Consider the following 12,161-nt stretch of genomic DNA (forward strand, 5'->3'; position numbering starts at 1 on the left):
AGGTGTGGATCGGCCTGTGTATGCCGCCGCTGGTCAGCACGGTCCTCGCGCTGACCGCGCCAGGGGCGGGCCGCCGTCTGCCGCCCCGCACCGCCGCCTGGATGCTCACCTCGGCCGCCGTCATCGCCGCGGGTTCCTGGGTGACGGGCCTGGCGATGATCGCTTTCACCCTGATCGGTCAGATTCCCGAGGTGGCCGAGGAGGGACGGTGGTCTCCGCACCTGCTGGCGGCCGACACCCCCATCGACTGGCCTGTGGCGGCCGCCTGCGCACTGGCCGTACTGGCATGTGCGGTGGCCTTGACGGTGGCGTCCTGGCGCCGGGTACGAGGGCTGGTCGATGCCTGGCGCGAATGCCGGCAGCTGTCCACGGCCGGTGACCTGGCCGTCCTCGACGATCCCGTCCCCGCCGCCTTCGCCCTGCCAGGAATCCCGGGCCGGGTCGTGGTCTCCTCAGGCATGCTGCAGGCCCTCACGGCCGACGAGCGGCCCGCCCTGCTGGCCCACGAACGTGCCCACCTGGCGTGCCGCCACCACCTGTTCCTCCTCGTGCTGCAGCTCGCGGCAGCGGTCAACCCGCTGCTGCGTCCCCTTACTCAGGCAGGCGCCTTCGCCCTGGAACGCTGGGCCGACGAGGAGGCCGGCGCCGCCCTCGGCGACCGTCCGCTGGTGGCCCGCGCCGTCGCCCGAGCAGCCCTCGCCACCAAACGCACCCGGCAACCGGCCATGGCTGCCACCGGTGGTCCGGTGCCCCAGCGCGTCCAGGCCCTGCTCGCCCCGCCCGCACCGCTGCGCCGGGGCCTGGTCATGGCGTTCGCCACGCTGATCGTGGTCTGCTCCGCCAGCCCGGCCCTGGCCGCCCACGACATGGATCGGCTGTTCGATGCCGCCATCCCCTCCCACACGCAGCTCACCCGGTAACCCAGGCCGAGTCAGGCCGGTCACGCGACGCTTCAGTTCACGACGGGCGGGCAGCGTGCTTCGCCTCTCCGTTCATGATCGGTTCCGCGTTCCTGATCGGTCGTGTCAAGATCTTGGCGATGCACGCCGGGATGGCCGCGTCCTGCTCGTGCGGGCGCGCCCGGTACGCGCTCGGGCTCTCGCCCACCAGCTCGGTGAACCGCGAGCTGAACGACCCCAGCGACGTGCACCCGACCGCGAAGCAGACATCCGTCACCGACAGGTCGCCGCGGCGCAGCAGGGCCTTGGCCCGCTCGATCCTGCGGGTCATCAGGTAGCTGTACGGCGTCTCCCCGAACGCGGCGCGGAAGCTGCGGGAGAAGTGGCCGGGCGACATGTGGGCCGCGCGTGCCAGCGCGGGGACATCGAGCGGCTCCGCGTAGTCGCGGTCCATCATGTCGCGGGTCCGGCGGAGCCGAACCAGGTCCGGTAGCGTCACCGGACCAGCATCGCACGGCCGCCTTGCGGTGCGGCACCGTCGCGGTGGGACAGGACTTACGCCACCCGGTGCGGGGGCAGGCCCGTGTGGCGGATCGCCCATCGCGCACACCGCTGCACCGGACGCCGCGGGCCGATCCTCGAAGGTCCGCCGGATCGTCGGCTCCCTCGCCCTGGGTCCTGAACATACGACGGAGGCTCGTTCGCCCTGCGGCCTGCTCACCTTCGGCTTCGGCGACTCGGCGCGAGGTGCGGTCGTCTCACCTATGGCCCGGTGGCCGCGCTGCCGGCACCACTGCGTGAGCTGTAGCCACGATCCGCGATGTCGAACACCGCCGACGTCGGGGCGGTTGCCACCGTGGGAGCATGATCCGCAGACACACGCACGGCAGCGCAGACGGAAAGCGGTGGCGATGACCTCGGACAGCCCTACCTCGCAGCGAGCAGTGTTCGGGACCTGGCCGACCCCGCTCGAGCCCATGCCACGCCTCGCCCGGGTAATCGGCCTCGGTGCGGGCGACCTGTGGGTCAAACGTGACGACCTCACCGGCCTGGGCGGGGGCGGGAACAAGGTACGCAAACTCGAGTGGACCTGCGGTGCAGCGCTCGCCGACGGCGCCACGGCTCTCGTAACCACCGGTGCGCCACAGAGCAACCACGCGCGTCTGACCGCCGCTGCCGGCGCCAGGCTGGGGCTCGACGTCGTCCTCGTGCTCGCCGGTGCACCGGGATCGTCGACGTCCGGCAACCTCGCACTCGACGGTCTCTTCGGCGCCACGGTCGTGTGGGCCGGTGATGTCGACGACGAGGCGCTCGACTCCACTGCCGAGCATGTGGCAGAGCAACTGCGGCGGCAGGGAGCCGTCCCGGCGCTGATCCCCTTCGGTGGTTCCAGCGTGCTGGGCGCTCGCGGTTACGCCGAGTGCGGGCGTGAACTCCTCGTCCAGGCCCCCGACCTGGCGACCGTCGTCGTCGCGGTCGGCTCCGGTGGAACCATGGCAGGACTCCTCGATCCGCTCGGGTCCGCGCGCGTGCTCGGCGTCCATTGCGGTGCCGTGACCGACCCTGCCCGGACCGTGTCCGAACTGGCCTCAGGCCTGTCCGGCACACACTGCGCGCCGGAGACGTTGAGCCTGCGGTCGGATCAGGTCGGCGACGGCTACGGCGCATTGACCGAAGCGGCCATGGCCGCCCTGACCCTGACCGCCCGCACCGAAGGCATCGTGCTCGACCCGATCTACACGGGACGCGCGATGGCCGGCCTGATCGCCGCGATCGAGGAAGGAGACGTGGTGCCCGGCCGACGCACGATCTTCCTGCACTCGGGCGGTATGCCCGGACTCTTCGGTCACGCCGCGACGCTCGCGAAACTGGAGGAGGCACTGACCTTCTCAAGTCCATAGACGACAGGTCACTCCTCGCCGTCCGGGGTGACCCGGACCGACTCGTTCCTGAATCGACGCTGTCCCGGGTTCAGGACATTGGCCAGGACATCGGCCCGCCGGCCACCTGGCCGTGCGACTGTGACGCACGTCTCGGGAACCCTGTGTTCGGAATCGACAGCTGACTGATGTGACGACAACTATGCGAGCCCGTATTCGCGCAGGGGATCCGCAGGCCTTCGCGGAACTCTTCGACGAGTACGCGCGAATCCTCTACAACCACGCCTTTCGGCTGACCGCGGACTGGGCAGCGGCCGAGGACGTGGTGTCCGCGACGTTCATGGAGGCATGGCGGGGCCATCAGCGGGTCGACGCCGATGGCGGCAGCCTGCGCCCCTGGCTCCTGGGCATCGCCACCAACCTGGTCCGCGCCCAGTCGCGCAGCAACCGCCGCTTCAAGGCGGCGGCTCTCGCCGCCGCCCGAGCAGAGACCCCGGTGGTCGATCACGCCGACGAGGTCGCCGGCCGGATCGACGACCGCCGGCGCCTGGCTGCCACCGCCGGCGCTCTGGCCGCGCTGCGGCGCACCGAGCGCGAAGTGCTCAGCCTGTGCCTGTGGCAGGGCCTCGACTACGCCACCACCGCCCAGGTCCTGGGCGTCCCCGTGGGAACGGTCCGCTCCCGTCTCTCACGGGCCCGGGCCAAGCTGCGCAAACTCGCGGATACGGAAATGCAGGCAGATTTCCGGGAACCCCGGCCTGCGGATCGACAGGTAAGAGGAGACCGCAACATCGCGGCCCGGCCCGTCCAGGAAGGAACCCGGTGAACATGAACCAGTCCCGTCTTACGCCTGATGAATGGCAGGAGACCGTGCGTCTGGTCTCCCTCGATGAAGCCGACTTTCCCGCGGGCCGCCACGCCTTCCACAGGGAAGAACTGATGAACTTCATCGACCAGGACACCCGGTCGGCCGCCTCGGCCACCACACCCGCCCCCACGGCGCCCGCGCGACGACGCGGGTTCATGCGGCCCCTGATCGTCATCCCGGCCGCCGCCTGCTCGCTGGCCCTGATCGCCGCCGGCGTACTCACCCTCACCGGCTCCACCAGCGGCCACAACTCCCTCGTCGCAGGGCCACCGCTCACTGCACAGATCGTTGCGGGAACCACCCAGGGTGTCCCACAGCTGCTCAACCAGATCTCGCTGGCCGCGGCGAAGCAGCCGACACCCACCGTGCGTGCGGGGCAGTACATCTACATCGAGAGCCAGGTCGGCACCACCTACGAGAAGACGGTCGACGACAAGACCACCGTGGTCAGCGACGGCATCCACCGCCGGCAGACCTGGCACTCGACCGACGGCGCCAAGGGCTGGCTCATCGACCCGGCCGTCTTCCCGCCCGGCGGCGGGACCCTCGACCACATCAACGAGAAGGGCGAGATCGAACCTGCACGGCTGGGCGGCCCGTCCTACGACTATCTCGCCACCCTGACCACCGACCCCGACACGCTCCTGGCGAAGATCTACAAGGAGACCGAGGGACAGGGCAACAGTCCCGACCAGGAGGCCTTCACGACTATCGGGGACCTCCTCAACGAATCCATGCCCCCCGCCGACCTCAACGTGGCCCTGTTCAAGACCGCGACCAAGATCCCCGGCGTGGTCCTGGTCAAGGACGCGGTGGACGCAGCCGGCCGCCACGGCGTGGCCGTCGCACGGCTCGACGAAACCTCCGGCGCCCGCACCGAATGGATCTTCGACGCCAAGACCTTCACCTACCTGGGCGAGCGCACCATCCAGGTCCGCCCCCACGGCGGCGAATCCGGCCGGATCAAGCCCGGCACCATCCTCTACACCTCGGCCATCACCGTGCGACAGGCCGTCGACGAGATGAAGCAGACTCCCTCCTCCGCCGCGTAGCACCGCGCCCGACGCGGGGTGTGCGTGCCTCGCCGCACGAGGCAGGCACACCCCGCGGCGCCGACCGATCGCGGAACGGCCCCGCCTGCGACCGCGCCAGATCTTCTCGGACGGTGACGAGGAATGGGTCGGCGCGTGCTGAGCGCCGAGGTGCCACCGGTGCAGAACTCTCGGCGCACCAGTGGATTCAGCGATCGATGACCCGCTCGGGGCAGAAGCGGGTGATATATAGCGCATATGCCCCGTTTCCGTCTTCCGCTCCCTGCTGTGATCGGGAGCGGTCGGCGGCCTTCGGCAGCCCGTGTGGCGCGCGCTCTCTCCCCGCGTGGCGCGCTCGCCCTGCAGAGCGTGGACGGTGCCCTGTCCTTCGCTGTACGTGCCGCGCTGGCCATGGCGTTGCCGGCGCTGCCGATGGCACTGGCCGGGCGGGCCGATCAGGCCGTCTACGCCATGCTGGGCTCCTTCACCACCACGTTCGGCCGCAACCTGCCCTACGCGCGTCGTGCCCGTGTCCTCGCGCTGGTCGCGGCAGCGATGACAGCGTGTGTGGGCTGCGGTTCGGCTCTAGCCGCGTGGGCCCATCCCGTGGACGGGGGAGCAGGCGCCGCGGTGGTGGTGGCGGCCATGGCCGTGGTGGCCGGTGCGGCGAAGCTCGCCTGTGACGCGGCACGTCTCAGCGGGCTGGGCGCGGTGTTGCTGCTCTTCTCCTTCGCCGTAGCGGCCAACGGTTCGCCGGCCCCCGCCGACATCCTTCCCCGGACCGCCCTGGCCGCATTGGGTGCGGCCGTGGCCTGGGTACTGGCTGTGTCGGGGTGGTTCGTGCACCCGGATCGTCCGCAGCGTCTCGCCGTGGCCGCGGCGTTGCGCGAGCTCGCAGAGCTGTTGGAGGCAACCGGCGCAGGGGACGGAAGTGGGCTCGTCCGGCACCGGGCGACAGCTGCTGTTCTGCAGGCGTACCGGACTCTTGGTCTCATGCCTCCGACAGCCGCCGAGTGGGGCGGCCGGGGCGGAACGTGCGTGCGTCTGACCGACCTCTCCTGGTCGTTGCTGATCGGTTCCGCCCGCCGGCCACCCGATGACCCAACGGGTCTGGCGCAGCACCTGCGCGGCCAGGTTCGCCTGCTCGTCAGCCGTCGCCACCGGGTTCCGCAATTGCTGCCGGAACTGTCGCGCCCGTCCGTGGTCGCCCAGGCCGGCATGGTCTCCGTGACCGGCCCCGAGCCGGTTCCGGCCGACCTCACCACCCGGCGCGCCGCCGAACTGCGCGCTGCGGAACTGGTGTCGGGGCAGCGTCACGGCGGCCCCGGCCACGCGTCGGTCCTGCTCATTCCCGCCCTGCGGATGGTCCTCGGCACCGGGCTGGCGGGAGGAATGGCCCTTCTCCTGGGCCTCGGCCACGGCTACTGGGCGGCGATCTCCGCCGCCGCGGTGCTGCACTCGATCAACGTCCGTACTGCGGCACAGCGCGCCGTCCAGCGCACCTTGGGCACAGTTGCCGGACTGATGCTCGCTCTCGGCGTGCTGGCGGCGCGCCCCGATCCCGTGGTGCTCGTCCTCGTGATCGTTGTTCTGGAGTTCATGCTGGAGTACGTCGTGGCCCGCAACTACGGTCTCGGCGTCGTCTTCCTCACGCCGCTGGCGCTACTGCTGAGCGATCTGGCCTCGCCCTCACCTGCCGGAGCCCTTGTCCAGGACCGGGCACTGAGCAGCGTCCTCGGGATCGTCATCGGTCTGGGCTGTGCGCTCCTGGTGGTCCATGACCATGCCGCGGTCCGAGCGGAACGCGCGTTGGCCGCATGCAGGGAGGCGTCCGAGCATGCGGAGCATACGTTGGACGACCGCTTGGAGCCGTCGTTCCCGATCGTCCAGACGCACCTCGCAGCAGCCGTGGTGGAGTTGCGTGAGGCCGACGACGCCGCGGCGGGCGAGCTCTGGCCGGCGGAAATCGATCCCACCGAATTCGCCGCCGCGGAGCAGCGTGCCTACCTTCTCCTGGAGCGGCTCGTCCGGTGGCGGTGACGCCACGCGGAGTTCCGCCCGTGCGTGACCCGCGCTCAGGCGGCGGGGCCGATGGTGACCTTGACGTGCTTCATGATCGGCTGATCGCTCTGGGTGCTGTAGTCGCCGAGCGCGCAGAGCACGTTCATCTCGGGCATGTAGCCGGCCGCGCAGCCGCGGGGGATGTTGTAGGGGATGGCGAGGTAGCCGCTGAGGGATCGCTGACTGCCGTCCTTCGCGGTGCTCGTGATGTCGACCGGGCCGAGGTCGGCGATACCGCGCTCGCGCATGTCGCCTCGGTTCATGAAGACGAGCGTGCGCAGGTTCTTGATGCCGCGGTAGCGGTCGTTGTCGGAGTAGATGGTGGTGTTCCACTGGTCGTGGGACCGCATGGTGCCCAGCGCCAGGGTGCCGGGGGCGGGGACGACGTCGGGCAGGACGGCGGTGGAGAACTCGGCGCGTCCGGACGGGGTGAGGAACACCAGCTCACGGGCGGGCTGCTTGATGCGGAAGCCGAGGGGCAGGCGCACGCGGCGGTTGAAGTCCTCGAAGCCGTCGAGGACCTGGGACATGGTGTCCCGGATACGGTCGTAGTCCTCGATGTACCAGTCCCAAGGCGTGGCGCTGTCGGGGAGGGCGGCCCGGGCCATGCCGGCGATGATGGCCGGCTCGGACAGCAGGTGCGAGGAGGCGGGGCGCTTCATCCCGATCGAGAGGTGGACCATGCTCATCGAGTCCTCGACGGACGTGCTCTGGATGCCCTTGCGCTGATGGTCCTTCTCGGTACGGCCGAGGCACGGCAGGATGAGGGCCCGGCGGCCGTGGACGACGTGGCTGCGGTTCAGCTTGGTGCTCACCTGGACGGTCAGGTCGCAGTTGCGCAGCGCCGCGTAGGTGTAAGGGGTGTCGGGCGCCGCGAGGGCGAAGTTGCCGCCCATGCCGACGAACACCTTCACATCGCCGCTGTGCATCGCCTTGACCGTGTGGACGGTGTCCAGGCCGTGCTCACGGGGCGGCTCGATATCGCAGACCTCGGCGAGGCGGTCCAGGAACTCGTCCTCAGGCCGGTGGTCGATACCGCAGGTGCGGTTGCCCTGGACGTTGCTGTGCCCTCGGACGGGGGAGGGGCCCGCTCCTTCCCGCCCCAGATTGCCGCGGAGCAGAAGCAGATTGACGATCTCCCGGACGGTGTCGACGCCGTGCTCGTGCTGGCTGATGCCCAGGCACCAACTGACGATGCTGCGGTCGGCCTCGCCGTACACGCGCGCCGCTCCGAGGACGTCGGCGCGGCTCAGCCCGGACTGGTGCTCGATCTCCTCCCACGAGGTGGTCTCGCACAGGGCGCGGTATTCCTCGAAGCCGGCGGTGTGGCGGTCGATGAACTCCCGGTCCAGAGCCTTGGGGTCGGATTCGGAGTGCTCCAGGATCGCCTTGGCCATGCCGCGCAGCAGGGCCATGTCGCCGCCGATGCGGGGCTGCAGGTTCAGCGTGCTGGTACGGGTCGTCTTGAAGAGCGCCATGTCCGTGAAGTCGTGCGGGACGATGGTGCATGTGGCCGCCGCCTCGACGAGCGGATTGATGTGCACGATCTGGGCGCCGCGGTGGTAGGCCTCGGCGAGGGCCGTGAGCATTCGGGGCGCGTTGGATGCGGCGTTGACTCCCAGGATGAACAGCGCGTCGGCGGTCTCCCAGTCCTGGAGGTCGACGGTCCCCTTACCGGTGCCCAGGGACGCATAGAGGGCGCGACCGCTGGCCTCGTGACACATGTTGGAGCAGTCCGGCAGGTTGTTCGTGCCCAGTTCACGGGCCATCAGCTGGTAGAGGAAGGTGGCCTCGTTGCCGAGCCGGCCGGAGGTGTAGAACGATGCCTGATTCGGGTTGTCCAGCTCGCGCAGAGCACGGCCGACCACCTCGAACGCGTCTTTCCAGCAGATCGGGACGTAGTGGTCCGAATCGGGGTCGTAGACCATCGGTTCGGTCAACCGGCCCTGGTTCTCGAGGTCGTAGTCGCTCCACCCGGACAGCTCGGTCACCGAGTGGGCGGCGAAGAACTCGCGTCCGACCCGCTTGCGTGTCATCTCCCAGGTGACGTGCTTGATTCCGTTCTCGCAGATGTCCAGGTGCAGCCCCTTGGTGTCGTCCGGCCATGCGCACCCGGGGCAGTCGAACCCGGTGTTCTCGTGATTCATCCGCATGATCGCCCGTGGGCCGTCCACCAGTGCGCCCTCGCGTACCAGGAAACGGCTCACGCTCTTGGCTGCGCCCCAGCCCGCAGCAGGGTGGTGGTAGGGGCGAAACTCCGGATTCCCCTCGGGGGTGGGCCCCACATCGGGCTCCAGGCGTTCCCGCTCATCACTGTCGGCGCTCAAGACTCTCGGCCCTTCCACCATGTGGGCATGCGTTGACAAAACGGTACTTTCAGGCAGGCTATGTCCGTTGATCAATGGACGCCACTCGACTTTCGCAGCCGCTGCTACGCCTGTGGCTGAGCGTGTGGTTCCGCACGCCGCAAGACCGAGTGGTGCGGCCCGGGGAGGTCTCCCGAGGGGACGCGTCGTCGTGCTGCAGGGCTGCCGTCCGGTTCGCACGCGGATACTCTGACGCCGTCCTCTCTGTTCGCTTCGCGTCTCATTGGTCGACGGGAGTCACATGGGCGTAGCTCAGCCCGTCGTCACGCCGCCGTCCCGGGCGGCTGTCTTCCTGGTGCCCACCGTGGCGCAGGGTGGTGAGGCCACCGTGGGGGAGGGGCTCCCGGAGCGGGCGGGTTCGACCTGCTCGGTCGCGTTCCGTTCCCCCAGGACGTCCTCGCCCGCGTCGGCGACGACCCGGCCGCGGCTCACCTGGGCCGGATGCTGGACGGCTCCCCGCTCCGGGCGCCGGCCCTCAGCGGCGGCAGCGTCCTGTCCACCCGTGGCGGCGACTTCGGGCTGCTCCTCGGCCAGGACATGGCAATCGGTTGCACGGGGCACGGCGCGAGCGGTGTCGAGTTGTACTTCCACGAGATGCTGACGTATACGGACGAGGCCATGGTCGTACTCGAAGCCTCAGACCCTTCACAGAGCTGCCGAGGTAGTCATTGTTGAGGCCCATGAACCGCTGGTTGCCGCTTTCCGCCGTTCCTCGACTCGCCGGTGCGACAGTGGTCGGAGCGGTGATCGGCTCGGTCGTCGGTGTACTGACCAACACACCGCTGGGCATTCTCGCCGGTATCGCCGCGGCGGAGACGAGCTTCGTCGTCGCAGGGTGGGTCGTCCTGTGGCCCATGGACGCCGCCACCACCCATCGCCACGTCCGAAGCGAGGAGTTCCGGCCCGTCACTGAGGAACTCGTCGTCGTCGCGTCCGCCCTGTGCGGACTGGTCGGCATCGTGATGCTGCTCCTGGTCGGCGACTCGGGCCTGAGCCACGCCGCGGCCGCGACGGCGCTCTGTGGCGTGTTCCTGGCCTGGGCGGCACTCCACCTGATGTACGCCACCCGATACGCGTACCTCTATTACCTGACTCCCGAAGGCGGGATCGACTTCAATTCCGACGACCCGCCGCAGTACAGCGACTTCCTCTACTTCAGTTACAACCTCGGAATGACCTATCAGGTCTCCGACACCGACGTCTCAAGTTCCACGATCCGCGCGGTCGCCCTCCGGCACTGCCTGCTGTCCTATGTCTTCGGCGCCAGCATCCTGGCCACCACCATCAATCTCGTCGCCGGAATCGTCACGGGCTGATGAGTGTCGCAGGCCAACTCCGACATTTTTTACGCTACCAGGCAAATCGCCACACTGTGGTGGCGGGCCGGAGCCATGGGCCGGGGCCCTCGCCTGACGTTTCCAGGAGGCGTCTGACCAGATTCTCCTGGGCGAGGGCGTTGGAGGAGCAGCGGGTGCCGAGGGCGCGCGGCTCGCCCGGCTTCCGCTGTTCGGTACTTCGGGCCGGACACCCTTGCCCGGGTGTCCGGCATCCTGGCCGCCTGCTGGGGAGTCAGCCGAGAGGGTTGCCGTTCTCACGCAGAGCGGCGAGGGCGGGGGCGTACATACGAGCCTTGATGGTGCCGAGGGTGTCGCCGGCCTTGCTCACCTGCGCCTGGGCGATCTCGATGGCGGTGGAGCGGACGGCATCCTCGTCCACCGCGCGGTCGACGATTCCGGCGGCCGCGGCGTCGTGACCGCCGAAGCGGCGGGCGGTCACCATGGCCTCATGTGCGGTCTGCGGGGCCAGTCGGGCCTGGATCAGCGCGGACATGCCCGGGGTGAAGGGAATGTTGATATCGGCCTCGGGCAGGCACCAGTAGCCACGGTCGGCGCGCATGACGCGGAAGTCGTGAGCCAGAGAGAACATCGCACCGGCTGCGAAGGTGTGCCCCTGGAGCGCGGCCACGGTGATCATCGGCAGGGACAGCACGCGCGCGAAGAGCGCGTGGACGGAGCCGACGTACTCCTGGTGCTGATCGGAGTGGGCCGACAACCAGTCCAGGTCCAGGCCGTTGGAGTAGAACTTGCCCGTCGCGGCAGTCACCAGAGCGCGCGGCCCCTCCGCCTTCTCCACCTCGTCCAGCGCGGCATTGGCGGAGGCGACCCAGTCGGGGTGGAAACGGTTCTCACCGTCCCCGAGGTCGAGGACGAAGACGTTGTCGTGGCGGTCGAGAGTGGGCATGGTCGCTCCTTCGAGTCGGATGGGGTCGGGGCGGAGACAGGTCATGGCCGTGGTGCCTGACCTTGATCGGGGCGGTCACGCAACGCGTGGGCCAGCAGGTCATGGATTTCGACGGCGGTCGCCTCCATCGGGGCGGTGCTCTGCTCGGCCCGGCACATGATCACCGCGCCTTCGAGTGCCGCGATGATGAAAGCGGCCAGCCTCTTGCTCCGCTCCTCGGGCAGGCCGTGCCGGAGAAACAACGCGGCAAGCGCCTGTTGCCAGCGGGCGAAGACCGCGGCCGCGGAGCGGGTCAGTTGAGGAGCGTCGTCGTTGGTCTCGACTGCGACCGCCACGATGGGGCAGCCGGCCCGGAAGTCGCTGTCGACGAGTCGGTCGCGCCACAGCGCGAAGAACGCGTCGATGGCCTCCACGGCGTCATCAGCCTGCGTCGCGGCCTCGATCAGTCCAGCGACGAAGTCGCCGGCGAGTGCCACCGCCTCGTCGATCAACTGCGCCCGCCCGCCGGGAAAGTGGTGGTACACGGAGCCGCGTGGAGCACCGCTGTGAGCGAGCACGCGATCGATGCTGGTGGCTCTCGCCCCGTACTCACGCAGCAGCGCGGCGGCACTGAGAACCATCCGCTCACGGCTGTCGCTCTTGCGCGGGCTCACGCGCCCACCACCCCAGCGGCTGCGAGGCGGCCGGCCGCGTCTGCAGCGGATGAGCGATCGATCACGCCGTGTGCCTCCTGTCAGTGACGAGCACTGTCCCGAACTGGTCTACCTATCGGTAACTTATGTTGCATGTCATAGAACATGCAAGGGTCCGCAGGT

Annotated in this window: 12 protein-coding genes; 7 read left to right on the plus strand and 5 right to left on the minus strand. The window is 69.4% G+C overall.

Going from position 1 to position 12,161, the window contains the following annotated elements; translation table 11 throughout:
• The first annotated feature begins 2 nt into the window (after positions 1 to 2).
• Positions 3 to 920, plus strand: coding sequence for a M56 family metallopeptidase (locus tag ACIA8E_RS13370; RefSeq protein ID WP_399297529.1), 918 nt, complete (start codon positions 3 to 5; stop codon positions 918 to 920).
• A gap of 37 nt (positions 921 to 957) precedes the next feature.
• Here ACIA8E_RS13370 and ACIA8E_RS13375 read toward each other — a convergent pair whose 3' ends face one another.
• Complete coding sequence (locus ACIA8E_RS13375) at positions 958 to 1,398, minus strand: helix-turn-helix transcriptional regulator (protein ID WP_399297531.1); 441 nt, start codon at positions 1,396 to 1,398, stop codon at positions 958 to 960.
• A gap of 412 nt (positions 1,399 to 1,810) precedes the next feature.
• On the opposite strand from ACIA8E_RS13375, the gene ACIA8E_RS13380 reads away from it, so the two are divergent.
• The 4 genes from ACIA8E_RS13380 (at position 1,811) to ACIA8E_RS13395 (ending at position 6,718) form a co-directional block, all read left to right on the plus strand.
• Entirely contained in the window at positions 1,811 to 2,800 is a 990-nt protein-coding gene (locus ACIA8E_RS13380; protein ID WP_399297533.1) for a D-cysteine desulfhydrase family protein, read from the plus strand.
• A 181-nt stretch (positions 2,801 to 2,981) separates the two neighbouring features.
• The gene (locus ACIA8E_RS13385; protein WP_399297535.1) at positions 2,982 to 3,605 is read left to right on the plus strand and encodes an RNA polymerase sigma factor; all 624 of its coding nucleotides are present in this window, start codon (positions 2,982 to 2,984) and stop codon (positions 3,603 to 3,605) included.
• Positions 3,606 to 3,607: 2 nt separating this feature from the next.
• Positions 3,608 to 4,699 carry a CU044_5270 family protein gene (locus ACIA8E_RS13390; protein ID WP_399297537.1) on the plus strand — a complete coding sequence of 364 codons (1,092 nt, stop codon included), beginning with the start codon at positions 3,608 to 3,610 and terminating at the stop codon, positions 4,697 to 4,699.
• A 237-nt stretch (positions 4,700 to 4,936) separates the two neighbouring features.
• Positions 4,937 to 6,718 (plus strand): FUSC family protein, encoded by a 1,782-nt coding sequence (locus ACIA8E_RS13395; protein WP_399297539.1) that lies wholly within the window; start codon positions 4,937 to 4,939, stop codon positions 6,716 to 6,718.
• Positions 6,719 to 6,753: 35 nt separating this feature from the next.
• On the opposite strand, the gene ACIA8E_RS13400 is transcribed toward ACIA8E_RS13395, so the two are convergent.
• Together ACIA8E_RS13400 and ACIA8E_RS13405 are read right to left on the minus strand one after the other, a co-directional pair.
• Entirely contained in the window at positions 6,754 to 9,087 is a 2,334-nt protein-coding gene (locus ACIA8E_RS13400) for an FdhF/YdeP family oxidoreductase (protein ID WP_399297541.1), read from the minus strand.
• A gap of 270 nt (positions 9,088 to 9,357) precedes the next feature.
• Positions 9,358 to 9,537, minus strand: coding sequence for a hypothetical protein (locus tag ACIA8E_RS13405; protein ID WP_399297543.1), 180 nt, complete (start codon positions 9,535 to 9,537; stop codon positions 9,358 to 9,360).
• Between the two features lie 9 nt (positions 9,538 to 9,546).
• On the opposite strand from ACIA8E_RS13405, the gene ACIA8E_RS13410 reads away from it, so the two are divergent.
• Both ACIA8E_RS13410 and ACIA8E_RS13415 read left to right on the plus strand, forming a co-directional pair.
• Positions 9,547 to 9,780 carry an encapsulin gene (locus tag ACIA8E_RS13410; protein WP_399297545.1) on the plus strand — a complete coding sequence of 78 codons (234 nt, stop codon included), beginning with the start codon at positions 9,547 to 9,549 and terminating at the stop codon, positions 9,778 to 9,780.
• Between the two features lie 5 nt (positions 9,781 to 9,785).
• Positions 9,786 to 10,421 carry a DUF1345 domain-containing protein gene (locus ACIA8E_RS13415; RefSeq protein ID WP_399297547.1) on the plus strand — a complete coding sequence of 212 codons (636 nt, stop codon included), beginning with the start codon at positions 9,786 to 9,788 and terminating at the stop codon, positions 10,419 to 10,421.
• A 253-nt stretch (positions 10,422 to 10,674) separates the two neighbouring features.
• Here ACIA8E_RS13415 and ACIA8E_RS13420 read toward each other — a convergent pair whose 3' ends face one another.
• Complete coding sequence (locus ACIA8E_RS13420) at positions 10,675 to 11,346, minus strand: enoyl-CoA hydratase-related protein (RefSeq protein WP_399297549.1); 672 nt, start codon at positions 11,344 to 11,346, stop codon at positions 10,675 to 10,677.
• Between the two features lie 41 nt (positions 11,347 to 11,387).
• Entirely contained in the window at positions 11,388 to 11,999 is a 612-nt protein-coding gene (locus tag ACIA8E_RS13425) for a TetR/AcrR family transcriptional regulator (RefSeq protein WP_399297551.1), read from the minus strand.
• Positions 12,000 to 12,161: the final 162 nt, after the last annotated feature.

The sequence above is a fragment of the Streptomyces sp. NPDC051664 genome (genome assembly GCF_044453545.1).
GTDB lineage: Bacteria > Actinomycetota > Actinomycetes > Streptomycetales > Streptomycetaceae > Streptomyces.

Coding starts and splice junctions, on each gene's coding strand:
- ACIA8E_RS13380 (WP_399297533.1), top strand. CDS start 1,811: ATGACCTCGGACAGCCCTACCTCGCAGCGAGCAGTGTTCGGGACCTGG.
- ACIA8E_RS13385 (WP_399297535.1), top strand. CDS start 2,982: ATGCGAGCCCGTATTCGCGCAGGGGATCCGCAGGCCTTCGCGGAACTC.
- ACIA8E_RS13390 (WP_399297537.1), top strand. CDS start 3,608: ATGAACCAGTCCCGTCTTACGCCTGATGAATGGCAGGAGACCGTGCGT.
- ACIA8E_RS13395 (WP_399297539.1), top strand. CDS start 4,937: ATGCCCCGTTTCCGTCTTCCGCTCCCTGCTGTGATCGGGAGCGGTCGG.
- ACIA8E_RS13400 (WP_399297541.1), bottom strand. CDS start 9,087: ATGGTGGAAGGGCCGAGAGTCTTGAGCGCCGACAGTGATGAGCGGGAA.
- ACIA8E_RS13410 (WP_399297545.1), top strand. CDS start 9,547: ATGCTGGACGGCTCCCCGCTCCGGGCGCCGGCCCTCAGCGGCGGCAGC.
- ACIA8E_RS13415 (WP_399297547.1), top strand. CDS start 9,786: ATGAACCGCTGGTTGCCGCTTTCCGCCGTTCCTCGACTCGCCGGTGCG.
- ACIA8E_RS13420 (WP_399297549.1), bottom strand. CDS start 11,346: ATGCCCACTCTCGACCGCCACGACAACGTCTTCGTCCTCGACCTCGGG.